We start from the raw sequence: 22,770 nt of genomic DNA, 5'->3' as shown, positions 1-22,770 counted from the left end.
GCCGGCATCGAGAAGGCTGCCGCTGACCTGGGCCATCGATTGATCCGGCCGGCCCGTCAGGACGAACCCGCGCCTGCTCTGCCGTTCCCCGGCTGGCTACGCCAGCGCATCGAAGCGATCATCTGGACGTTGAAGAACCAGCTCGGCCTCGAACGCCACAATGCTCGCACCACCGACGGCCTTTGGGCGCGGGTCAGCCAACGCGTCCTCGCCCTCAACGCCGTGATCTGGCACAACTGGAACACCGGCGCACCCGTCAAACGATCACTGACCGCCTACGACCATTAACCCAAATTCACATCAGTGATCTAGAGGTCAAACGGACGCCATCACCGACATGGATCCATCGCCTCCGCGCAGCCCGTCGACCTGCAGGCGTCTGGTGCGGGCGTCGTAGCCATCTTCTTCAGGCGACAGGCGGGTTCGTGGACGTTCAGTTTTGAGCGCCTCCGCCAGGCTCTGCTGCTGCACTCCGCTCTGGAGAGCTCGCCCAACCAGTCCTTGCCTTTCGGAGGTGGGAGCACGTGCCGAGCACAGCGACCGGTATCCGCACGTAGTGCCGGCGCGTTCTGGGGGTGTGGGCCCCATGGTGCGGCGCCACGCCGGTGATCACGTTAGTGTGTCCGTCGTGCTCGGTGCGTGCTCGTACGCCCCGTCACGTGTCGTCAGGGCCCGGCACCGCCTGACACGCGATGTACGCGAAGGCGGCATGAACTACCATCAAACGGTATCGAATGGCACTAAAAGATCTTGCTTCTAATCCGACGGTCGCAGGTTCGAATCCTGCAGGGCGCGCAACCGAGACCAGGCCATCTGTGGGTTGACCTGGTCTTTTGCATGATCGATGGTCTTGGCTCGTAGGCAGGGTGAGGCGGCCGAGGGCAGCCCTGTGCCACTGGTCGCGGAACATGCGCGGAATGCTCGCAGGCCCGTTTTCCCAGGTGGGTGCGGTGGTTTCGAGGCCCGGAAACGACGAAAGGACCCCGAGTTGTCCTGAGGTCCTGCCGTGGCTGTAGGTCATGCAGCGCGCGGCGCGGCCCGTCGCACCCGGGCAGGCGCGGGCTGATCGGGCTGCGCGAACGGCTGGCCGTCTACGGCGGCACTGGTGACCGGTCCGCCCGCGGCCCACCAAGGACGGCCACAGGCGGGACCGTGCGACCGAACCTGCCTCGGAACCTGACCGGGTCACGGCCCTGCTGGGGCTTGGACCGGAGCCCGGCCGGAAACGGCGGTCTGGGCCGTCAACCAGACGCCCCGGACCGGGCATCAGGCTCTGACAGCGCGCCCGGGCATGGCGGTCGGCAACAGATGCTCGTCACGGACCACGAACCGGCCGCCGACAAGGACGTGAACGAACCCGGAGGAATGCCTGACCGTCTCGGTGTAGGTGGCACGGTCGCTGACGGTCTCGGGGGCGAAAACGGTCAGGTCGGCGTCGCAGCCCGCCTGAACACGGCCCTTGCGCCGCATCGCCGGAACACCCGAGCCCACCACGTCGGCGGGGATGAGCGTGCACCGGCGCACAGCCTCGGGCAGTGACAGGACCCCGTTCTCCCGGACGAGCCTGCGCAGCGTCCGGCCGTAGGTGCCGGCCGTACGAGGGTGAGTGACGGCGCCGGGCCCAAGCGGCCAGGAGAACGGGTCGGGCGCCCCCGAGCGCCACAGGAGGGGGACGGCATCGGTGGCGACAGCGGCGTCGGTGAAGGTGAGGGCCCGCTGGATGTAGTCGAACTGAGCGGGGTCATCCTCGTCGAGCAGGTGGACGAAGGCCGCCGAGCCGGGTTCGCTCTCGCGGATTCGGCGCAGGGTGTCGGCGTCGGGGATACGGCCCTCGGCACCGAGCAGGCCGATGGAGTGCGGGGTCAGCCCGCGCCGGTGAAGGAGCTCCGGGGCGAGGAAGGCCGCGCCGACGCCGGTCATGCCCGCGCCGTAGGGGTAGGCCTCGGTAGTGACGCGCGAGCCTTCGGCGCGAACCTTCTCCACCAGGCCGAGCACGCGGTCGACATGGCGGATGGAGGTGCTGTTGACGTGGCAGTAGTGCATGTGCGCGCCGGTCTCGGCGGCGGCGCGGACGACCTCCTCGGCGCCGTCGACGGGAGTGGTGGGATCCATCTCGACAAGTTCGCGGGCGTGGGTGTAGGTGGGCAGCCCGACGCTGGCGGCGAGGGCGGCCACGGCGAGGTACTCGGAGGGATCGACGCGGGGCGCGTAGCCGACGAGGATGCCGATGCCGAGCGCGCCGTCGCCGAGGTCGCGCTCCAGCATGCCGACGATGCGGTCGACGACATTCCGCGGAGCGGCGCGCTGCCATTCCTCGCGGCCGATGTTGGCGAGGAAGTCATCCTTCAGGTCGCCGCCGGTGTCGAGGCCGAGGAGGACGGACATCCGGGCCACGGCCCAGGAGGTGGCGAAGCCGTAGTTGAGGGGCCTGCCCTCGATCTCGGCCCTGCGGTAGGCGGCGGCGACCGGGTAGGCGCCGGCCTCGAGTTCCAGGACGGTGGTGACGCCGTCGAGCGCCTGCAGGCGGTGGCCGGCGACGTCCATGCTGTGGCTGTGCAGGTCGATGAAGCCCGGACTGACGACCAGGCCGGTCGCGTCGACGGTGGTGACGCCGTCGAGCGGCTGGTCGGAGACGGCCTGGATGACCCCGCCGTCGACGCCGACGTCGCGTACGGCGTCCAGGCCGGTCTCGGGGTCGATGACCCGGCCGCGGGTCAGGACCAGATCGTATGTCGTCACGCGAGCTCCTTCGTTCCGAGGCTGAACTGCTCAGGGCGCTGGGGCACGATCAACGCGATCAGCGCGCCGAGGACGGTGGTGGCGATGAGCAGGCCGAAAGCAGCGGTGTAGGAGAACTTGTCGACCAGGAAGCCCATGAGGACGGGGGCGAGGACACCGGCGATCTGGCCGCCGACGTTGACGACGCCCATGCCGGATCCGATGAAGGCGGGCGGCAGGGCGCGCACGGGCATGCCGAGGATGCCCATCGTGGAAAGGCCCGCCACGCCCATGGCGAGGGTCTGGTAGACGGTGAACCCGACAGCGGAGTCAGCCATCAGCATGAGCACCAGGAGCACGGCGGTGACCAGGAGCAGGGGAATGACGTAGAGCCGGGCCCTGTCGTGGAAGAAGCGGTCGAACAGCCAGCCGCCGAGGAAGGCGGTCGCGCACGCGACCAGGCCGGGGATGGCGGACATGACACCGGTGTTGATGAGGGAGATGCCGCGCTCCTCCAGCAGGTAGCTGGGCACCCAAGTGATCAAGCCGTAGCCGAGCATGTTGGTGGTGCAGAAGAGGGCGGCGAACTTCCAGACCGATGGCGAGCGCATGACGGCGCCGAGGCTGGTCCCCTCGTCCTGAACGACGTCGGAGCCGTTGAGGTGGGCGGGCAGCGCCTGGGGCAGCAGCTTCCAGAGCAGAACGCCGATGGCGACGCCGGCGGCGGCGATGACCCAGAAGGTGTGGCGCCAGCCGAGGGCGAGGATGAGCGGCGCGACGAGGAGCGGGGCGACGCCGGCACCAAGCTGGTTGGAGGCGAGCATGGCGCCGGCGGCGGTGGCGCGGACGGCGGGGGTGGTGCGTTCCGCGATGGCCTTGAAGGACGCGCCGGGAAAGAGGCCCTGGCCGACGCCGAAGAGAGCACGGATGACGAGGAGGGAGGCCAGGCCCCAGGCAATACCGGTGAGGGCGGTGAAGACCGACCAGAGCAGCAGAGAGACCATGAGTTGGCGGCGGGCGCCGAACTTGTCGGCGAGGATGCCACCCGGCACCTGGGACAGCAGATAGACCAGGGAGAAGGCGGTGATCAGCCAGCCTTGCTCGGTCTTGGTGAGCGCGAACTCCTCGCCGATGAACGGCAACGCGACGGCCATCATCACCCGATCGACATAGTCGATCACCCAGACGCCCATGAGCAGGCCGACAGTGACGGTAGCCGTTCTACGTACTTGCGCGGGCGCCAAGGTGCGGGTGCCTTCGGCGAGTCCCATTCACAGGCCTCCGGAGCTAGATCAATGTTCCAGTAACCCTCCATCACCTCATCCGAGAGTGCTTCGTGCGGGAACATGAAGTCGGGGCGGTCGGCGGTGCGATTGCACCAAGATCCATCCACTGGTGGTGAACGCCTCGATGGTGCTCCACCCGGGTCCAGGCGATGAGCCCCCAGAACGTCCCAGGAGCCTAGTGCCGGCTCGGCGCTCACGTCCGTGTCTTCGGCGCGTTCTGTTCATCGTGGTCGCGCAGCATGCGCAAGACGGTGGCGGGTGAGGGGCGCGGCCCCTTTTCGGAGAGGATCTCCATCCGCGCCACGAGGCGGCCCGAACTCGAGCGGGGCCACCGCCATCGTAGCCCGTACCGTCTGGGGGCTGGGCGCGTGCTCGATGAGGACAAGCCCGGACAGCGGCTGCGGGAAGTGCAGTCCTACTCCACGATGACCCGATCGATCGTGGGCGTAGCCGATCATCTGCACGCGCTCGGGGTCAGCCGGATTGGTCATGGTGCTCGAAGCACAGTGAAGGGCCCACAGCGCGGCTCCCGGCGTCCGACCGACCCACGGCCTCGACCGGACCATAGAGGAACGACGTCGGCGGGCATCCACACCGGTCTTCAGCCCGGAACGGGCCTCCCGTCAGGGAGTTCAGGGGCTAACCCGTCTGTTCGTCGCCCTTGGTTGCACCCCGGGCCGTGACCAGCCCAGACTCGTAGGCCACGATGACCGCCTGGGCGCGGTCACGGACGGAGAGCTTGCCGAAGATGCTGGTGATGTAGTTCTTGACGGTGGACAGGCTGAGGTCGAGGGCGCGGGCGATCTCGGTGTTGTCCAGGCCGGTGGCCATCAGGCGCCATACCTCGACCTCGCGGGGTGTGAGTTCGTCCAGGCCCGTGGGGTTCGGCCGGGTACCGTGGGGCGCCCGCACGTAGGTGGAGATCAGCCGGGTGAGCAGGCGCGGCGCGACGGCGGCGTCGCCGGCGTGGACGGTGCGGATCGCCGCGCTCAGTTCCTCCGGGGAGCTGTCCTTGGGCAGGAACCCGTAGGCTCCGGCTCGCAGGGCGCCCACGAGGTACTCGTCCATGTCGAAGGTGCTGAGCGCCAGGACCCGGCTGCCGGGCACGGTGGCGGCGAGTTCCCTGGTCGCGGCGACGCCGTCGAGGACGGGCATCCGGATGTCCATCACCACGACGTCGGGGCGCAGTTGGCGGGCGAGGGTGACGGCCTGCCCGCCGTTCTCGGCCTCTCCCACCACCTCGAAGGACGGGTCGGGAGAGAGAATCAGCGACAGTCCGCGACGTACCAGCGGCTGGTCGTCCACGATCAGCACCCTGATCCTCGGCAGCGTCGGCCCGGTCCCGGTCATCGGCGCGCCCCCTCGTGCTGGACGGCCGCCTCGGCGGCCTCGTCCGTGGTCAGCGGCAGGTCGGCCACTACAGCGAACCCCCCGTCGGCCTGCGGGCCGACGGTGAGGGTGCCGTCGTGCAGGGCGACGCGCTCGCGCATGCCGATCAGGCCGTAACCGCCCGAGCCCACCGACGATGCCCCCTCCTGCGTCAGTGTGCCCCCGCCGTCGTCTCGCACCTCGATGGTGACCCGGTCCTGACGGTACGTCAGCCGCACGGACGCGCGCGCCGGCCCCGCGTGCCTGCGGGCGTTGGTGAGAGCCTCCTGGGCGATCCTGAACACCGTGAGGCCGACGGTCGGCGGCAACGGCCGCCGCTGCCCGTGGACGCCGAAGTCCGTCGGCAGTCCGGCCAGGCGGGATTCCTCGACCAGGCGGCCGAGGTCGTCGGCGCCGGGCTGGGGCTGGGCGGGCATGGTCTCCGGCTCGTCGCCGTCCCGCAGCACGTCGAGGAGCTGGCGCATCTCGCGCAGCGCGAGCCGCCCGGAGGACTCCAGGGTGACCAGGGCCTCCCTGACCACCTCCGGTTCCGCGACGTTGGCGCGGGCGCCGCCTGCCATCAGCTGCATGGTGGTGATGTGGTGGGCCACGATGTCGTGCAACTCCCGTGCGATGCGGCGCCGCTCGTCGGCCACCGCGCGGTCGGCGAGGAGTCTGCGGTTGGCCGCCACCTCTGCCTGCCAGCGGTTGACCGCCGTGGCGGTGCCGACGACGATCAGGGTGGTGAGGGGCGGGACGACGGCGTCCTGCCAGGGCGGGACGTGGCCGATGTTCTGGCTCAGCAGGGTCAGCGATACCGTCGCGGCGGCCGTGATCGCCGTGACCCGGCCGGGGCGGGCCCTGGCGACCGCGTACAGGGCAACCACCAGGACGGCGCCGAAATGCCTGGGCAGCGGCACGATCAGGGTGGCCGCGGTATCGAGCACCAGGACGACCGCGAGCGCCGCCACCGGATGGCGGCGCCGGGCGAGCAATGGCAGGGCCGCCAGCGCGACGAAGAGGAACCCCGCCACACTCACGGCGTGCCGGCCGTCGGGGGCGTTGAAGAACGCGTAGCTGAGCAGGTTCATCACGCACGCCCCGCCGGCGACGAGCGCGTCGCTACGGGCCCACGGCAGCTCCCGGGCGTTGCTCAACAATGCTGTTCCCCCGTATCCGGCCTTACGGCCCCCCGGAACAGGGTTACACAGCGGCGGCGATGGCCAGGCCGGGACCAGGACCACGGTCCTGGTCCCCGAGAGGCGGAAGGCCCCAGGGCCCCGCTGCGAATCATCCGCTACCAGGAGGTTTACCGCTTCTGCGGCTGATGGTCTGGATATCGGCCGGGAGCTCCCGGCAGACGCCGTCCGCCGGAGGAGATCGTGATCCGTGCCCTGACCGGGTACTCCACCAGACACCCATGGAAGGTCATCGCCCTCTGGGCGGTGCTGGGTGTCGTACTGAGCGCCTTGACCCCGATGCTGTTCGACCGCGTCACCCAGAACCAGGCCGGCGACTTCCTGCCCCGGAGCTACGACTCGGCCGCCGCGCTGCGCATCGCCAAGGAGCGGTTCGGGGTGAACCCCGACGCCACCACGGTGACAGTGCTGGTCGCCCGGTCCGACGGCAAGGCCCTCAGCGCCGCCGACCGGCAGCGCGTAGAGGTCGAGGCCGCGAAGCTGGCCAAGCGCCGGGTGATCATGCCCAGGGAGGACGACGGCCCCCAGCGGTTCCTGATCCCGGACCGCTCCCAGACGCCCCGGATCGCCCCGGCGATGACGGCGCCCGACCGGAGCTTCCAACTGCTCTCCGTCGAACTGATCGGCAACCGCGGGGACAAGGGCGTCCAGGACGTCTACCGGACCTTCCGGGACTCAGCCAGGACCCAGTTCTCCGAGGTGGGGATGCGTACCGGCTTCACCGGAGCGCTCGCTGAAACCGTTGACACCGTCGACTCCCGCAAGACCGTCACGACGGTCGGGAGCGGGCTCATCGTGGGGCTCATCGTCCTGATCAACGTGCTGGTGTTCCGTAGCGTGCTGGCGGCCCTGCTGCCGCTGCTCGCGGTCGCCATGATCGGCTTCGTGGCGGCGGGAGCCGTCGCGGGCGCCGCGATGCTCACCGGGCTCAAGCTCGACGCGGGCACCCCGGGCCTCATCAACGTGGTCCTGCTCGGCATCGGCATCGACTACCTGTTGTTCCTGCTGTTCCGCTACCGCGAGCAGTTGCGCACCAGGCCCGAGCAGTTCGCCCGTGAGGTGGCCGCGCAGGTCTCCGGCCGGGTCGGCAGCGCGATCACCTCGGCGGCGTTGACCATCGTGGCCGCGTTCGCCACCCTCGGTCTCGCGACCTTCGGGCAGTTCCGCTCGATGGGCCCCGCGATCGCCGTCGCGGTCGTGGTGATGATGGTCGGCAGCCTCACGCTCCTGCCGGCGCTGCTCGCCGCTGCCGGGCGCAAGATGTTCTGGCCCTCCCGTACGGCTCTGCGCCCCGAGACCGGTGAGGGCTGGGCCGCCCGCCTGGGTGCGCTGGTCACGCGCCGGCCGCTGATGATGCTGACCGCCTCCATCGGCCTGCTCGCCGCACTGGCCGCCGGGCTGATCGGCATCCGCATGGACTATGGCCAGGGCGGCTCCGGCGCCCAGACCCCCGCGGCGGCCACCGCGGCCGAGATCTCCCGTACGCTGCCGGCCGGCGTGTCCGACCCGACGAGCGTCTTCATCACCGCCAAAGACGGCGGCACCCTCACCGCCGACCGGCTCGACGGCCTCTCCCGAGCGCTCACCCAGGTCGAAGGCGTAGGCCAGATCGCACCGACCGTCCTGAACAAGGACCACCGTGCCGCCCGCATCGACCTCTACCCGACCGCGGACCCGCGGAGCCGGCAGGCCCGCGACCTGGCCGTCGGACCGATTCGGGCCACGGTCGCCCAGCACACGCCTGCCGGGATCACGGCCCACGTGGGCGGGACGCCCGCCATCGTCGCCGACATCTCGACCGCGGTCGACCACGACCTGAAGATCGTGTTTCCGGTCGCGGCCGCGCTGATCGCGCTGATCCTCCTGCTGCTCCTGCGCAGCCTGCTCGCTCCGGTGATCCTGCTGCTCTCCGTCGGGCTCGGCTTCGCCGCGACCCTCGGCGCAGCCGGGCTGCTGTTCCAGCACGTCATCGGCGAGCCCGGCGTCGGCTTCACGCTTCCGCTCGTGCTGTTCCTGTTCGTCGTGGCACTGGGGACCGACTACAACATCCTGATCGCCGACCGCATCCGGGAGGAGATGCGGCGACCGGGTACGGCTCGCGCCGCCGTGGCCCGCGCCGTACGGCACACCGCGCCGGCCATCGCCACGGCCGGCCTGGTGCTGGCCGCCTCCTTCGCCGGCCTCGTCACGTCCCCGGGCAACGAGCAGATCGCCTTCGCGATGACGCTCGGCATCCTGCTCTCCGCGCTCGTCGTGTCACTGGTCCTGGTCCCCGCCCTGGCCGCGCTGCTCGGCCGGGCCGTCTGGTGGCCGCTGAGCCCACGGCCCGCCGCAGGCGGCCATCGCACCGGACCTTTCGAGTCCCACCCGACTGCTACGGCGGTCGCATCTGCCGGGAGGCAAGAATGATGAAGAGGAATCCGATCAACCACCGCATCCACGCGATCGGGGCGTCAGCGGTCACGGCCGCGACGGTCGTCACACTCGCGGCGGGCCCGGCCCACGCCACGTCCGGCTACGACCAGGCGGCCCTGCAGCGGGATCTGGCCGCGATCCGCGACGCCGGCACGCTGGGGGTGCAGGCACGGGTGGTCTCTCCCGCCGGTGACCTGTCCGCGGCAGCCGGTACGGCGGTGCGCGGCCGTACCATGCCGATCCCGCTCGACGGGCACTTCCGGATGGGCAGCAACACGAAGACCTTCGTAGCCACCGTGATCTTGCAGCTGGAGGCGGAGGGCCGTCTGTCCCTCGGCGACAGCGTCGAACGGTGGCTGCCTGGACTGGTGCGCGGCAACGGCAACGACGGGCGCGCCATCACCGTCAGGCACCTGCTCCAGCACACCAGCGGCCTGCACGACTCCGTAGGCGACATCGAGATGAAGATGCGCACCGAGCAGGGCTACCGCGCCTACCGGTTCCTCCGCATGTCCCCGCGCAAGCTGGTCGCTCTCAGCGTGGGCCGGCGCCCGCTCTTCTCCCCCGGCGCCCGCTGGAGCTACTCCAACATCAACTACCTCCTGGCCGGGATGATCGTCGAGAAGGCCACCGGTAACTCCTGGCGCGATGAGGTGACCCACCGGATCGTCACGCCGCTGCGGCTACGCGAGACGACGCTGCCCGGTGACGCCTCGCGGCTGCCCAAGCCGCACCCACAGAGCTACACCGAGGACGCCAAGACCGGCCGGCCCTTCCGCGCCACGGTGCTCAGCCTCGGCTGGGCCGGCCCGGCGGGCGAGGCCGTCACCACCACCGGCGACCTGGGCAGGTTCTGGCGAGCTTTGCTGGGCGGCCGGCTCCTGACGCCACGTCAGCTCAAGAAGATGACCACCACGGTCCCCGTCGGCGCGCCCGGCAGGGAATTCGGCCTGGGCATGGCCAAGCAGCGGCTGAGCTGCGGGATCACGGCATGGTCGCATCCCGGTGGCACACCCGGGTTCATCACCGACAACGCCGTCACCGAGGATGGCCGCACCAGCGTGATCGTCTCCCGCACCACCTACCCCGGTACCCCAGCCCAAGGCCAGGCCACGGCCCGCCTGATCGACAACGCGCTCTGCGCAAGTAGAGATCAGCCACTCCAAGTTCGATGAGCTGTCGATCAGCTGGAACACCATCGACACGACGGCTGGGATCATCGGCTGGGAGTGGTTCGAGCCAACTCCGGCGTGGTCCAGCGCCGATGAACGGCTTGAGCCGTTCATCGGCCAGCAACTGCGCGAGGTGGCTCTACTCGCGTGGCGGCCGGCGTCCTCGCTGTGGAGTTCGGCTTCGTCACGGGCCGCTTCCACATCGCCAACGCCCTTGATGAGAACAGCATCGAGGTCGGTGAGGTCCATCCAGAATGGGTGCGGCACCCACTGGGCTGTGGCGCGGCCTGACTAGATCGGCCTCTGGTTGATCTCGATGACGGGCAGCAGGGTTGGCCTGAGCCGGTGCGCTGATTTGCCTGGGTGTGGGCCCGGCGGGGGTGGGGACGCCGGCTTCCTGCTGACTTGCCAGTGCGGTGACGTCCGTGCGATGTCAGGCTGGGCCAGGCACTTGGCCGGGCGATGGGTCACCGCCAGGCGGCGATGGGAGGCTCGAGGGAGGGCCTGTTCTCGCCGGCCGGGATGAACGCAACAGGCCGGCTGGAGCAGTCGGCGTCGAGGTACAGCAGCCGCGAGAAGCGGGTGTTGTTGACGGCCGATTCCGCGTGGGCGTCGGGAGTCGGAATGCATGGACGCGAGCCGGAGACGGGGCGGACGACCTGCCGCTCGCCCTCGAACCCGGGCTCGGTCCAGAAGCAGACCGCATCGTCAGGGCAGCGGGGGCCGGCGGCGTGCAGGGTGCCGGCCGCAGCGGGCGCTGCGATGGCGAGGGTGGCACCGGCGGCGAGGACCGCAAGCAGAGTGAGGGAACGCATGTGGGTCTCCTGTCGGTCGTGGACTCCGTGATCTCATTATTCTCACTCCGTGTACTCATCAATGCACTGTATGCATTCAGCTTGATGTGGTGAGCGCGGCGTAGGGGGACTGCCGACGGCCATTCCGACCAGGCGGCAGGGCTGAACGCCGCCGTCGAGTGGGATGTCCGCGACGGCGCAACAGCCGGCGAGGGTACGCGGTGCGGCGGGGAGATAGCGAAGGGCCTCGGTCATCGTGCAGATGCCGATGGCGTCGAGACGGGGGATCGGACTGCCGGCCCGGCCGAATTCGTCCTGCAGGAAGCCGAGGTCGAAACGGAGGTTGTGAGCCACGGGGACCCGGCCCCGCAGCAGGTCGGTGAGAGTGCTGGCGATGTCCTTGAAGGCGGGCGCGTGGCGGACGTCAGCGGCGGCGATGTCGTGGATGCGTCATGGCCCCAGGTCGCGTTCGGGGTTGACCAGGGTGCTCCATTCGCGGGTGACGCATCCGAGCGGGTCGAGCAGGACGACGGCGACCTCGATGACCCGGTCGTGCCACGACGTCCGCAGCCCTGTGGTCTCCACATCGATGACGGCGTATCCGAGTTGGGTGCTTTTCATCTGCTTGCCCCTCCTGTCTAAGGAGGACATCGGGCATCTACGGCTGGAGGGCTTCCGCTTGTGTGCGGATTGTGATGGTCTCGTGACGGAACTGGGCGCGATGGCGTGGTGGGCCAATCTGAAACGGTGGGATAGGGAAACGGTCGCTGTGTGCGGTGCGCGCTCCCACGCCCGAACGTTTCGGTTGGGTCCCAGCCTGGACGGCCGGCGTGGAATGATCGCTAACGGTGCCGACCGTGCTCCGTGCGTGCTCGTACGCCCCGCTTCTAATCCGACGGTCGCAGGTTCGAATCCTGCAGGGCGTGCTTCTCCACCTGCGGAAACTCCAGGCGCTGGCGCATCTGTTGGCGGCATGAGGCAAATGTGGGGCAATCCTGAGTCAGCTGCCGAGCTGTCGCCCCAGTGCGGACGCCGCGTTCAGCACCAGCCGGGCTGTCTCCCGAGCGGCTTCGTGGGCCACTTCCGGCAGCGCCGAGACGTAGGTGTCGGCGGTGAGCACGATGCTGGCGTGTCCCAGCATGGCCTGCACCACCTTCAGGTAGGTGTGCGCGGCCAGCGCCAGCGTGGCGGCGCCATGGCGCAGGTCGTGCAGACGGATCGGTGGCAGTCCGGAGGCGGCCACCAGCCGGCGGAAGCGGCCGGTGAGATGGTCCGGCCGCGGTGGCGCGCCATCGGCGGTGGTGAACACGTATCCCGAGTCCTGCCGGCGGTCGCCCGCCGTCGCGCTCAGCTCCTCCTGCCGCTCGCGGTGCCGTATCAGCACCCGCACGGTCTCCCTTTCCAGGGCCACTACCCGGCAGCTGGCGGAGCCTTTCCATGGGCCGACCACGACCTGGACGTCGGCGTGCACTCGCTGCTGTGCCACCGTCAGCTCCGAACTCTGCAGGTCGACGTCCGTCCAGCGTAGACCGGCCAGTTCGCCCCGCCGCAGGCCGCGCAGCGCGGCCAGCCACCAGGCGGCGTACAGGCTGTCCTGTGCCAGGTCGGTCAGGAACGCCGCGAGCTGCTGTTCGGTCCACACCGCTGTCGCCGGACGTTCTCCCGACTGTTGCCGGCGGGCTGCCCGTCCGGCGGTCCAGATCACCGGATGAGGTCGATGGGGATGATGCAGTTCGGCTCCGACGGCCGGGTTGACCGGGATCAGCCGGGCACGCACCGCCGTCCAGATGGCGGGCCGTCACCTCGCGGTCAATGCTGTAGCAGAACCGGCGGATCATGCCCATCACCAGGCGGGCCTGGTGGGCGAGCGTGACGCGGTGAGAGCCGATGGGCAGGTCGCGGGTGATGCCGAGGATGTGGGCGATGTGCTTCGCGGGGATCCGCGCTGAAGCGTTCAACCGCTGGTGATAGCGGCGCCCGACGGCCTGGAAGGCCAGCGAGTGCGCGGTACGAAACATCACATTCGGGCCGAATCGGTGCTGGGCGTCTACGGCGATCGTCTGGTTGAAGGCCATGTACAGCCCCCGCTTGCGGGTGGAGGCGCCCATCAGGATCAGGGTGGAGGTCTTGCCGGATCCGGCGCCGGCGACCAGGGCCAGATCGCGGCCAGCGACGAACACATCCCTCGCGGCCTGCTGCTCCGCGGTCGGCTCAAGGGCCATACGCCCTCTTGGTAGTTCGGCGAGACTGCCGCACTACCGAGGGTGACCGCAGTGCTTCTTGTTTGCCGGCGGTTTGCGGTTTTGCGCAGAGATCACGGCTCCGACGACTCCTCGCGCAGGGCGTTGCGCAGATGTCCGGCCATCATGCCGCTGACCGGGACGGTGGTGGGCAGTTGGGGCTCGTCGAAGTAACGGGCCTTGTACCGGCGCAGCAGTGACTCCCCGTGCTCGGGCCAGGAGAAGTCCTTCTTCTTGAGGAGCTTGCCGAAGACGACGCCGGCGTTGTCCGGGTCGGGCTCGGTCAGGAGCTTGATGGCGGCGGGGGAGATGTCGTCGCCGCGGAGGTAGGAGGTCAGGGATTCGCGGTAGCGGCGCCGGTTGATCAGTTTCGGGTTGGCGAAGAGCTCTTGCAGGAGGCCGAAATCGAGGTAGAGGCTGATGCCTGTTTCGGGGTCGAAGTGGATGGCCACCGTTTCGGCCTCCAGCAGGTCATCGGGAAGGGTGAAGCCGGGCAGAGGGGAGGTGTTGCCGGGCTCGGCTCGATCCATGCAGGCCCGCATGAAGGCGTCGTATCGCGGGGCCACGTCCTCTCCCCGGACGACGATGTATTCGGCACCGTACAGGTCGATGAAGACGTCTCGCTGTTCGGTGAGTATGCGGCGTGCGGTGGCGAGCTTGTCCGGGTTGCGGAAGACCAGCTTGGGGTTGCGCAGGCCGAACTCCGCCGCCTGAGTGAGGAGTTGGTCGCGGGCGTCGGCGGGGAAGAGGCTGATGTTCGCGCTGACCAGCCAGTCCTCGCCGAGCGGCACCAGCCGGCAGATGAGGAACATGCCCTTTCTGATGGGGCGGAAGGCGGACTTGCCCATGTTGGACCGGACGCGGTAGGTGAGCTCGTCGATGAGGTTGAACAGGATCACGGCGTCCTGGTCTTTACCTTGGACCTCGAAGATCCCTTCGACCACATCCCTCCAGCCGAGGATCATTTCCCGCTCCTGGGGGCTCAGGCGGGGATGGGCGCGCAGGAAGCGGTCGATGACCGTGTCGCCGGAGGCCAGCCGCCGCTGCAGGACGAAGTGATCGATGATCATGCTCACGGCTGCCTCGCCGTCGGCGAGGCCTTCGGGGTCGCTCTGCTCGAAGGCCTTGTTGAGCTCGCGGGCGAACCGGGGTGACAGGGCGAAGTCGATCAGCTGCCCCTTGAGGGCCGCGGCCTGCTTCATGACGTCCATGACAGTGCCGTTTCTTCTCCGGGCTTGTTCGGTTACCGGCCCACGGACATTCGAGGCCTTCCCCGTCCGATAGATCGGGAACATGTGAGCCGAGAGTTGAGACTACCTCGATGATCACGAAGAAGTCCGCGTCTTCAGTGTCCGCGACGTCCTTTCGGAGCCAGGTCAGCCATCAGCTCAGCGAGTACGAGCTCTTCCTCGACCCGCACACCCCGTCGCTCCATCACCACGGACAGCTCCGGATCCCAGGGGGTCGGGCGCATCTGCCCGGCAAGCGGAGCCGACGAGGGCACGGCTCGGTAGGATGCGGCGTCGAAGCGCCATGGCAGGAATCCGACCCGTTCGTGGACCGCGGCGGCGATGGCGATCCCGCCCCAGTCGAAGTCCCCGTGGTAGGCGAACGTCGCGCCGCCGGCTGCGAGCAGGTCCAGCAGCCGCCAGACGGCTGCCGACGGCCGGCCGCCGCCGCACACCAGGGGTGGGCACGAGGCTCCGAGTTCGTCGGCCGCCGCCGCGACTACCACCGGGTTCTCGCAGATCCTGACCAGGTTCGCGCGCAGTGGTGCTTCGTGGCGGAGGAGTTGACGCAGGGTCAGCACGCATGGCTCGCCCGCCGCCCTGGCCGCGCTGAGCATGCGTCCGGTGGGGGAGTGGTCGTCACCCGGCAGCCCCAGGCAGAGCACGAAGGAGGACAGGTCGTCGAGGTGCACGCCGACTGCGGCCCAGGTCGAGCGGCGGGCGTCCGCGCCGCCTTCGCCCGCGTACGGCAGGCCGGACAGGGCACGCGCCGCGGACAGGGCGAGGGTCGCCAGCGGGCGTCCTTCGTCCAGCGCGTGGGCGTCCGCGCAGGTCTCGGCGGCGAGCCGGCCGAGGCGCGTGCCCGGTGACGGCAGTCGCTCCAGTACGGTGCTCAGCCGGTCGAGCAGGGTACGTGCTTCGCCGGCCGTGGTGGCGAGCCTTCTGACCAGGCCGGTGGACTCCAGCCACGATCGCCACCCGGACAGTTCGGGCCGCTCGGAGATGAGGGCGTCGAGCTTGGCGAAGGCTTGTTTCCAGTCCGCTGCTTGCGCGGCCTTCTCCCCCGTCAGGTCCCGGATTGGGCCACGTAGCCGGATGACGGCCTCGCGCAGCCCGTCCGCGGCGATGCCGCCCACTCGCAGGATGCGATCTACCTCGTCCAAGGAGACCGACAGGGAGGACCCGGCTCCCGCCCGGCGGCCGAGCAGCACCTCGGCCGCGCGGCGCTGTGCGGGGGTCGCCGTCGTGAGTGTCACCGTTCCTGTCAGCGGTTTGCCCTGTTCCAGGCGGCGGCGTGCCCGGTCGACCAGCCAGGCGGTCTCGTCGCCGCCCAGCAGCCGCCCCAGCCGTTCGCTCGCACCGCTGCCTGCCACGGAGCCGTTCGTGCTGCTGCCGCTCATCCGGCCGTGCCGTCCTCGTTCATGCCGAACAGACCGTCCTGCCGTACGGCGGGTGCGGGGGAGGGCGCGGGCACAGCGATGGTGGGGCGTTCTGTCCGCCGACGCTCGCGCCCGTCCCATCGCCAGGGCGTCACCAGCACGGCGTCGATGCCGTCCCGTCGCGAGAGCTGGCAGATCGCCAGCCCGGGCACCTGCGGGTAGCAACCCCATTCCCGCTCGCTGGTCATCACCACGTCCATGTCGAACGTGGCCAGCAGTCCCAAGCACTTGGCCCGGGAGTCGTCATCCACCCCGGCGAACGCCTCGTCCAGCGCGACCAGGCGCGGCGCGTACGGGTTGCCCGCGGACTTGTAGTGGGCCGAGGCGGCAGCGAACAGCGGCACCGACGCCGCCAGCACCCGTTCTCCGCCGGAGGCGGGGCCGGTCGCGGCCCGCCACTGGCCGTCCTGAAGCCGCTGGATCGCGAACTCGTGCCAGGCACGATAGTCCAGCGCTCTGGTCAGGGCCTCGGTCCAGCCCGCGGCTGGATTGTCGGTGTGCTCGCGGGCGATTCGCTCCTGAAGGAACGCGCCGACGGCGGATCGGTCGGCGGAGGACCAGGCGTCCACGGTCTGGCGGAGCTTGCCTCTGATCCGGTCGAGCCCGTCGGGGGCGTTCCTGGCCGTCTTCCAGATCAGGCGCAGCCGCATGCCGGTGGAGGTGGGGCGGGATTCCAGCTCGGCATTCATCTCCTGGACCTCCGACTCGGCCGCGGCGATCAGCTCGTGCAGCGTGCCGGCGACTTCGTTGAGAAGGTGGTTCTCCAGAATCTCGCGTTCCTTGGCCGACAGAAGCTGTGCGCGCTGCCCGGTCTCCTCGGCCAGCGCCGCGGCCAGCTCGGGCATGTCCCTGGCGCGCCCCTGGAAGATCACGTCGACGATCATGACGCCGTCGTGCAGGGCCAGTCCGACGGAGTGCCCGTGCCTGGCCATGGCGTCCGACAGCAGCTTGTGCTCCTCAGCGACCTTCTTCTGCACCCGGTCCCACGGGCCGTCGCCATCGTCCACCGTGTCGAGCTCGGCGTTGACCGTCCTGGCCAGAAGCACGGCGGGTGTCGCCGCCCACTCCCCGCCCGTGTCGGGCACGTCCAGGCCTGCCAGCGCGACGTTCAGCAGGCCAGTGGCGGCGAACACCTGGAACTCGTGCACGGCGGCGTCGCGTGCCGTGATCGCATCCTCGATCTGTTTGCGCAGGTTGTCGCGTTCGCCCTCGGCCTTGCCGCGTTCCTGCAGGGCCTGCTGCTCGCGCAGGCGAGTGGAGCGTTCGGCGATGGCGCGCTCGCGTAGTGCGTGCTGCACCTGGTCGAGCCGGCGGAACAGCTCTTCCACGGCGGAGCCCGCGGTCTCGACCAGTGTGCGGTATGCCTCGGCCGCGGCGCCCGCCTCCTCACCCGCCTTCGCTGACAGTTCGGCGGCCTCGCCGAGTTGTTCCTTCGTCCTGCCGAGCTCCCCTGCGGCGTCCGCGGCGGTCTCGTGCGCGTCACGCCAGACTTGTATGGCGGGCCACAACTGGGCCAGGGCCAGCCGATAGCGGTTGAGCGCACCCTTGACCTCATCGAGCGCCGCGGGATCCGCGGGCAGGCCGACGTCCGCGGCGAACTCCTCAGCCCGGATGCCCGCCTTCCGGAGCTCGTCCTGCCGCTCGCGAAGCGCCATGCCCGCCGCGACGTGCGCGGCGTTGACCTCGTCACGCCGTTCGTAGGCGGTGGCGCGCTTGACGTGCGCCTCTCGCAACTCGGTGTCCGAAGGCAGGCCGCGGTGTTCCGCGGCGAGCCTGTCCCGGCGGGCGGCGAGCAGCTCAAGCCGGCCGCGCAGGTCTTCGATCCGCCGATTGACCTGGTCCAGCTCCCCGCGGAGGGTCGTCAGCCGAGTCCGCCGCGCCGCCTCTCTGGCGCCCTCGCCGATGTAGTGCGCCTCACTCTTGCGCCAGGAGCCGGTCAGCACGCCGTTCGCCCACCTGCCATCGACTGCCACCCACGTCCGGCCGTCGTGACCCGGCCCGAGGCCGATGGCGGACAACACGGCGTCCACGGCGCTGTCGGCCAGTGCCGCGGCCTGCCGATCGGCCCGGTCAACAGCCGGACGCAGGACGGCGACACAGGACGGGCCGGACAGCGGCTCACCGGCGACGATGACGGTGTCGTCCGCGGCCAGCAACGTCCCACCCGGCGTCACCCAGGCGTCCAGGATGCCGGCGGCCTCCAAGGCGGCTTCCAGACCGGCCCGATGGTCGTCGGGCACCGCATCGGCGAAGTCCACCACCTTCCACAGGGGTGCACCGGGACGGCCGAGGCGGGTGGCGGGGTCGCGCGTGTGCGGCACGGGCGGCGCCTCGTGGCCACCGGCCTCCAAGCGGGAGATTTCTTCGGACAGGTCCGCGGCGGCCCGCGTCGCCTCTTTGATCTCGGAGTCCAGCTCTGCTCCCAACCGGCCGAGCGCGTCAGTGGCCGTTCTGGTCGCGTCGCCCACGGCGTTCGCGGCAGGGTTGGGGCCGTCGGTAGAGGCAGCCCAGGACTGCAGCGCCGCGATCACCTCATCGGGATCGTCCAGCCGCAGCTCGACGAGACCAGCCAAGTAGAGGGTGTACTTCTGGACGAGCCCGGTGACGGCCCCGCCCACCGCCTCTTCCGCGTCGGCGACACGCTGAGCCACGGCCTGTGTCTCCGCGGTCAGCCGCTCCACCTCGGTGCGCGCGGCCCTCATCCGCTCCTGGGCCCGGCGGATGCGGTCGATGAGCCGCTCCAACTCGCCGATCGCCTGCTCCTGACGATCCGCCAGTGCCTCGGTGTCACGCCTGATCCGCGCCAGCTCCGGCTGGTCGGCCACAAGGAGATGATCCGGCCCCGTACGGGCCGTCCCGGGCTCGCACCGCGCCTCACGGGCGGCCAACACGGTCAGATCCTGCACCCTGCCGAGGTCGCGCCCTGCCGCGTCGGCCTTGTCCCGGGCCGTACGGGCTCGCTGCTCGCGGCGCTGCGCCTCGCCTGCGAGGCGGTCGCGTTCCTGCGCACAGCGGCGAGCATGATCGGCCAGCCGCTTGGCCTCCTGGCCGTACTGCTTGAGCCGCTCCGCGTCACGCATCTCGGGGCTCTCTCGAAGCGCGTCCCGGCGTGCCTCCAGCAGAGTCCGCTGTTCCTCCAGTTCTTCCAGCACCTGCTGTGCTGCCGCCAGACTCGCCTCCGCTGCGGCGTGGCGGCCCTCGGCCTCGCCGAGGGCCCGGCCCAGATGCTCGTAACGGCTGTGTGCCAGTCGTGGCACGGCGGCCTTGCGCTTGGCCGCGATGGCGGCGTAGCGACGGTAGTGGATCAGGAAGCCGGTCGCCGCCTCGCGCGCTTCCTCCAGTCCCCGCAGGGCGTCGCGCTCCTCGTCGAGGCCGCGGAACGCCTCGGCGACCGTGGCGATCAGAGCGGGGCTGAGCGGTGGCAGCGCCTCGGTCAGGGCGCGGGACAGCAGCTTCTCGTCCGGCTTCTTCGACAACTGCGGCTGGCGCAACTGGATGAGCAAGTTCACCAGGGCCTCGTAGCGGTGCTCGCCGAGCCCGAAGAGCGCCTCGTCCACGGCCCTGCGGTAGTCAGCGGCCCGGTCGTACACCATCCCGCGGCCCTCGACGGCCTCACGTAGCTTCTCCCTGGTGAGCACCACGCCGGTGGAGGAGAGCAGATGAAGTTCCGCACCGATGCGCTGTGGAGTGAGGAAGAACCAGTGCCGGACGACGCCGCGGTCCTTGACCGCCTTCAGCCCGCACCCGATCGTACGGAACTCCTCAGAACCGTCCGCCGTGCGTCGGCCGAACTCCATCCACGCGTAACCCAGCCGCTCGGGGTGCGGGTGTTTGCCGCCCAGCAGCAGGTTCCACTCCATGCGCTTCTGTCGGTCGCCGTCCGGTTCAACGCGATGCGGGGCCAGCTCTCCGTCAAGCAGGAACGGCAGTGTCAGGGCCAGCACCTTGGACTTGCCGGTGCCGTTGTTGCCGCGCAGCAGCAGGCGCCCGTCGTGAAAGTGGAACTCCTCTATGTCGTAATAGAACAGGTCGACGAGCCCGGCGCGCAGCGGCTTCCAGCGTTCGGAGGTCGGGGAAGTCAGCATCACTGTCCTTTGATCACGGGTTCGGCCAGTGCGTAGCGGGCGACGGCGGGCAGCCCCACGGCAGCGCCATCGGCGACGCGCACGAGCCGCAGCGCCGTCAGCTTGTCCAAGGCCGTGGCGAGCAGGCCGGTCTCGGTGCCCGGCTCGGTCACGCCCTTACGCCAGAAGGAGGTGTGCTCGCGGGCCGCCTGCCGGACGAAGGCCTTCAACTCTTCGAGCGTCAGCTCGCCGTGGACGGCCAGCTGTTCGGCCACCAGCAGCGTCACGTGGCCGTCGGTGTACTGCTCCGGCATGCGGACATCGGTCAGCTGGTCCTCGGGATCGACCATCGCGATGCCCTCAGCTCGAACTTCGGCCACCAGCCCGGTGGCCTCCTCCAGCCGACGGACGATGGCATGCCGCTGGGAGGCCAGGTATGCGCGCTCGGCTTCGTCGAGGTCGGCGAAATAGATCACCGGATCCTCCAGGAGCTTGCGGGTCAGCCTGCGGCGCAGGGCCTGGTTGCGCAGGTCGTCGGTGTCGGCGACCGGTTCGGCCATCAGCTCGGTGAGCCGCTCCTCGAACGAGGACGCAGAGATCGTGGACGGGCCCCGCGCGCCGGTGAGCAGCGTGGCCAGTACCGGCCTGCGTACGTCGTACAGCACGTCGCCGGTCTTCGACAGGTACGCCTCCTCATCGCCGGCGACCCTGCTCAGCACGCCCCAGTCCAGCAACATTCGCACTACCGCTACCAGATCGGCCCGCTCGGTACGGCTGTCGAGGGTGAAGACGAAGTCCAGCTCCGGCTCTGCCGCGGCCGACAACACCTCTTCTGCCAGCCGACCGAGCGTGGTCTGCGCGTCCGCCCGTTCGAGCGTGGCCAGAGCCAGGCAGAACAGTACGTAACGGCGTCGACCGTACGGCTCTCCCGCCTTTCCCCGCGCCGGGTGAGTCGCGTCCTGCGCGTCGGGGGCGGTCTTGAACAGCCGCGCCGTCCCCGAGTCCGCCATCAGCCGCCAGCCGGTCTCGCGTGCGAGCCAGTCGCGCAGCTCGGTCACATGGCGGCGCACCAGCAGGAGCGCCTCGGGATCACGCCCGGCGGTGAGCAGCGGCCTGGCCAGCAGCGCGCGTAGCGCGGCACGCCGCTGGGCCCGCTCCTCATCCCCGATCACGGGCCGGCCGTCAGGTCGGTGATCTCGATCACGTGCTCGGGCCCGGTGAGCACACCGTCCTCGGTACGGATCTGGACCTCGCCGCCATCGGCAACGAGCATCAGGCGTATCTCCATCGATCCGTCGGCACTCACCGTCTTCACCTCCGTGTCGCCTGGCCGGCGGGTCGCGAGCGCGTCGCCCAGCAGTCCCAGGAACAACTGGAAGGCTCGTGGATCGAGACTGTCCAGCTCTGACAGCAGGACCGGACCGTCGGTCCGCAGCGCGGCCCGAGCCGCGGCCGTCTCGCTCGCCTCCCGCTCGGCCTGCTCCACCAGCAACCTGCGGGCCTGAGAGCGGTCGGTCACCTTGTTCGGCTTACCGCGCCGCTCATAGGACCCGGTGCGGCGAAGTTGCGGCGAGATCCTGATGGGTGGCGCCTCACGCCAGGGGACTCCTGCGTCGACCTCGTGCCATTCCTCCAGGGTCGCGGCCGTCACTGTCAGATGGCGGGAGGGAGTCAGCCCGAACGCCGCCCGCCACAACCGATGCGCCGCCGCTTCATCGGGAGCCTCGGCGAACCACCGCGCCAGCGCCCGGAAGTCCGCACTGCGATCGGAACGCCCGGACCGCCGCTCATTGAGCAGCCCCACCGTGTCGATGAGCTGCTTGATCGCCGTGATCGCCGCCTGGCGCAGCAGTCGCGCCTGCGACGGCCGACCGGCGCCCGTGGAGACGAACCAGTCCCGGAGACCGCGCCAGCGATTCGACCAGGAAGCGAACGCCGCTTCCTCGGCTCTGACGTACGCCTCCGCCGTCTCCTCCTCGTCGGGCACCGCGTCGGCGGCCTCGCGGCGCGCGGCCAGCCGGAGCAGCCGATCATGGTCGAATTTGTCCAGCTCACTTAGGAGCGTGGCGATCCGCGCGCCGGAGTTGGCGAGGTCGGCGATGAAGCGGTTGATGTAGTCGATCAGCCGCTCCTTGTAGGCGATGAACCCCGCCACGTCGCCGTCGGAGAAGTCGATCGCGCGCCGCAACGAGGCCATGAACGCCTGCGCGTTGTCGGCCAGCGACGAGAACCGATCGGACAGGGACAGCAGTAGCAGGTGCGCGCGCGCAGGGTCGGGATCCGCGTCGCGAGCAAGAACGACCAGCGACTGCAACTGCTCGGCGATGTCTCCCAATGCCACAGACTGCAGCGCCCCGCGTTTCCCGATGGCGTCTTCGTAGAACGAGATCGCCTGCTCGGCAGCCTGCCCGGCATGCGTGAGCTGGAACAGGTACCGCTTACGGTGGAAGTCCTCCACGCTCGTGACCCTGCCGGTGTCGGCGTCGGCCCGCAGGTTGCCCCATTCCCGCAGCTTGTCCAGTGCCTGCGCGAGCGCGTCGTCATTGTCCCGCCGCAGCTCCGCCGCCACGTCCTCGGGCCGGAGATGCACGATGAATCGTTCCTTCGCTCGCGCGAACGCTCGGAGGATCCCCCGGTAGAAGGCCGCGTTGGGCGTGCTCAGGTGAGCGAAGGGCTGATGCTCCTGAGACGGGAAAGCCATACCGACAGTTTCTCTGTCCAAAGGGAGTGCCGTGTTCGATGTCGGTGGAAAAGTGCCGGGAAAGAGCAGAGTCTTTCCGCGCGGCCACATCACCACGCCTTTTGGCGCGGGGTGCGGTAGAGGACATCAGAGCGCTGATCGGGCA

General features: G+C 69.7%; 16 protein-coding genes and 1 pseudogene. 4 read left to right on the top strand and 13 right to left on the bottom strand.

Annotated elements, in window-relative coordinates:
- Positions 1–288, top strand: a pseudogene (locus IEZ27_RS49765) (IS982 family transposase); the annotation flags it as partial.
- Between the two features lie 978 nt (positions 289–1,266).
- Here the strand turns inward: IEZ27_RS49765 and IEZ27_RS49760 are convergent.
- The 4 genes from IEZ27_RS49760 to IEZ27_RS49745 form a co-directional block, all read right to left on the bottom strand.
- A complete protein-coding gene (locus IEZ27_RS49760; protein WP_189653669.1) occupies positions 1,267–2,739 on the bottom strand; it encodes an amidohydrolase family protein in 1,473 nt (490 codons plus the stop codon).
- A complete protein-coding gene (locus tag IEZ27_RS49755) occupies positions 2,736–3,911 on the bottom strand; it encodes an MFS transporter (RefSeq protein WP_229825051.1) in 1,176 nt (391 codons plus the stop codon). Before IEZ27_RS49755 ends, IEZ27_RS49760 begins: the two co-directional genes overlap by 4 nt.
- Positions 3,912–4,643: 732 nt before the next feature.
- Entirely contained in the window at positions 4,644–5,354 is a 711-nt protein-coding gene (locus IEZ27_RS49750) for a response regulator (RefSeq protein ID WP_189653667.1), read from the bottom strand.
- The gene (locus IEZ27_RS49745) at positions 5,351–6,529 is read right to left on the bottom strand and encodes a sensor histidine kinase (protein ID WP_229825050.1); all 1,179 of its coding nucleotides are present in this window, start codon (positions 6,527–6,529) and stop codon (positions 5,351–5,353) included. The genes IEZ27_RS49750 and IEZ27_RS49745 overlap by 4 nt, the downstream gene beginning before the upstream one ends.
- A gap of 225 nt (positions 6,530–6,754) precedes the next feature.
- Here IEZ27_RS49745 and IEZ27_RS49740 point away from each other — a divergent pair, with 225 nt between their 5' ends.
- The 3 genes from IEZ27_RS49740 (at position 6,755) to IEZ27_RS49730 (ending at position 10,449) form a co-directional block, all read left to right on the top strand.
- Positions 6,755–8,980, top strand: a complete 2,226-nt coding sequence (locus tag IEZ27_RS49740; RefSeq protein WP_189653666.1) for an MMPL family transporter — start codon at positions 6,755–6,757, stop codon at positions 8,978–8,980.
- Complete coding sequence (locus IEZ27_RS49735) at positions 8,977–10,161, top strand: serine hydrolase domain-containing protein (RefSeq protein ID WP_189653665.1); 1,185 nt, start codon at positions 8,977–8,979, stop codon at positions 10,159–10,161. Before IEZ27_RS49740 ends, IEZ27_RS49735 begins: the two co-directional genes overlap by 4 nt.
- Before the next feature lie 144 nt (positions 10,162–10,305).
- A complete protein-coding gene (locus IEZ27_RS49730) occupies positions 10,306–10,449 on the top strand; it encodes a hypothetical protein (RefSeq protein ID WP_189653664.1) in 144 nt (47 codons plus the stop codon).
- Positions 10,450–10,625: 176 nt separating this feature from the next.
- Here IEZ27_RS49730 and IEZ27_RS49725 read toward each other — a convergent pair whose 3' ends face one another.
- The 9 genes from IEZ27_RS49725 to IEZ27_RS49685 all read right to left on the bottom strand — a co-directional run bounded on the left by IEZ27_RS49725 (position 10,626) and on the right by IEZ27_RS49685 (position 22,625).
- Complete coding sequence (locus IEZ27_RS49725; protein ID WP_189653663.1) at positions 10,626–10,973, bottom strand: peptidase inhibitor family I36 protein; 348 nt, start codon at positions 10,971–10,973, stop codon at positions 10,626–10,628.
- Positions 10,974–11,015: 42 nt separating this feature from the next.
- Positions 11,016–11,390 (bottom strand): 3'-5' exonuclease, encoded by a 375-nt coding sequence (locus IEZ27_RS55705; RefSeq protein ID WP_379478725.1) that lies wholly within the window; start codon positions 11,388–11,390, stop codon positions 11,016–11,018.
- Positions 11,391–11,402: 12 nt separating this feature from the next.
- Positions 11,403–11,573: an exonuclease domain-containing protein gene (locus tag IEZ27_RS49715; RefSeq protein WP_189653662.1), complete on the bottom strand. Its 171-nt coding sequence runs from the start codon at positions 11,571–11,573 to the stop codon at positions 11,403–11,405.
- Between the two features lie 379 nt (positions 11,574–11,952).
- Positions 11,953–12,729, bottom strand: coding sequence for a site-specific integrase (locus tag IEZ27_RS49710; protein WP_189653661.1), 777 nt, complete (start codon positions 12,727–12,729; stop codon positions 11,953–11,955).
- A 537-nt stretch (positions 12,730–13,266) separates the two neighbouring features.
- Positions 13,267–14,403 (bottom strand): hypothetical protein, encoded by a 1,137-nt coding sequence (locus tag IEZ27_RS49705; RefSeq protein ID WP_189653660.1) that lies wholly within the window; start codon positions 14,401–14,403, stop codon positions 13,267–13,269.
- 134 nt (positions 14,404–14,537) lie between these two features.
- Positions 14,538–15,821, bottom strand: coding sequence for a TIGR02679 family protein (locus tag IEZ27_RS49700; RefSeq protein ID WP_189653659.1), 1,284 nt, complete (start codon positions 15,819–15,821; stop codon positions 14,538–14,540).
- On the bottom strand, positions 15,818–19,945 hold the full coding sequence (locus tag IEZ27_RS49695) for a TIGR02680 family protein (protein WP_189653658.1): 4,128 nt from the start codon (positions 19,943–19,945) through the stop codon (positions 15,818–15,820). Before IEZ27_RS49695 ends, IEZ27_RS49700 begins: the two co-directional genes overlap by 4 nt.
- A complete protein-coding gene (locus IEZ27_RS49690; protein WP_189653657.1) occupies positions 19,945–21,096 on the bottom strand; it encodes a TIGR02678 family protein in 1,152 nt (383 codons plus the stop codon). The genes IEZ27_RS49695 and IEZ27_RS49690 overlap by 1 nt, the downstream gene beginning before the upstream one ends.
- On the bottom strand, positions 21,093–22,625 hold the full coding sequence (locus IEZ27_RS49685; RefSeq protein WP_189653656.1) for a TIGR02677 family protein: 1,533 nt from the start codon (positions 22,623–22,625) through the stop codon (positions 21,093–21,095). Before IEZ27_RS49685 ends, IEZ27_RS49690 begins: the two co-directional genes overlap by 4 nt.
- Positions 22,626–22,770: the final 145 nt, after the last annotated feature.

Source organism: Nonomuraea spiralis (assembly GCF_014648435.1).
GTDB lineage: Bacteria > Actinomycetota > Actinomycetes > Streptosporangiales > Streptosporangiaceae > Nonomuraea > Nonomuraea spiralis.
Note: the sequence above shows the minus strand (reverse complement) of the source record. Positions and strands in the feature narration are given on the sequence as shown.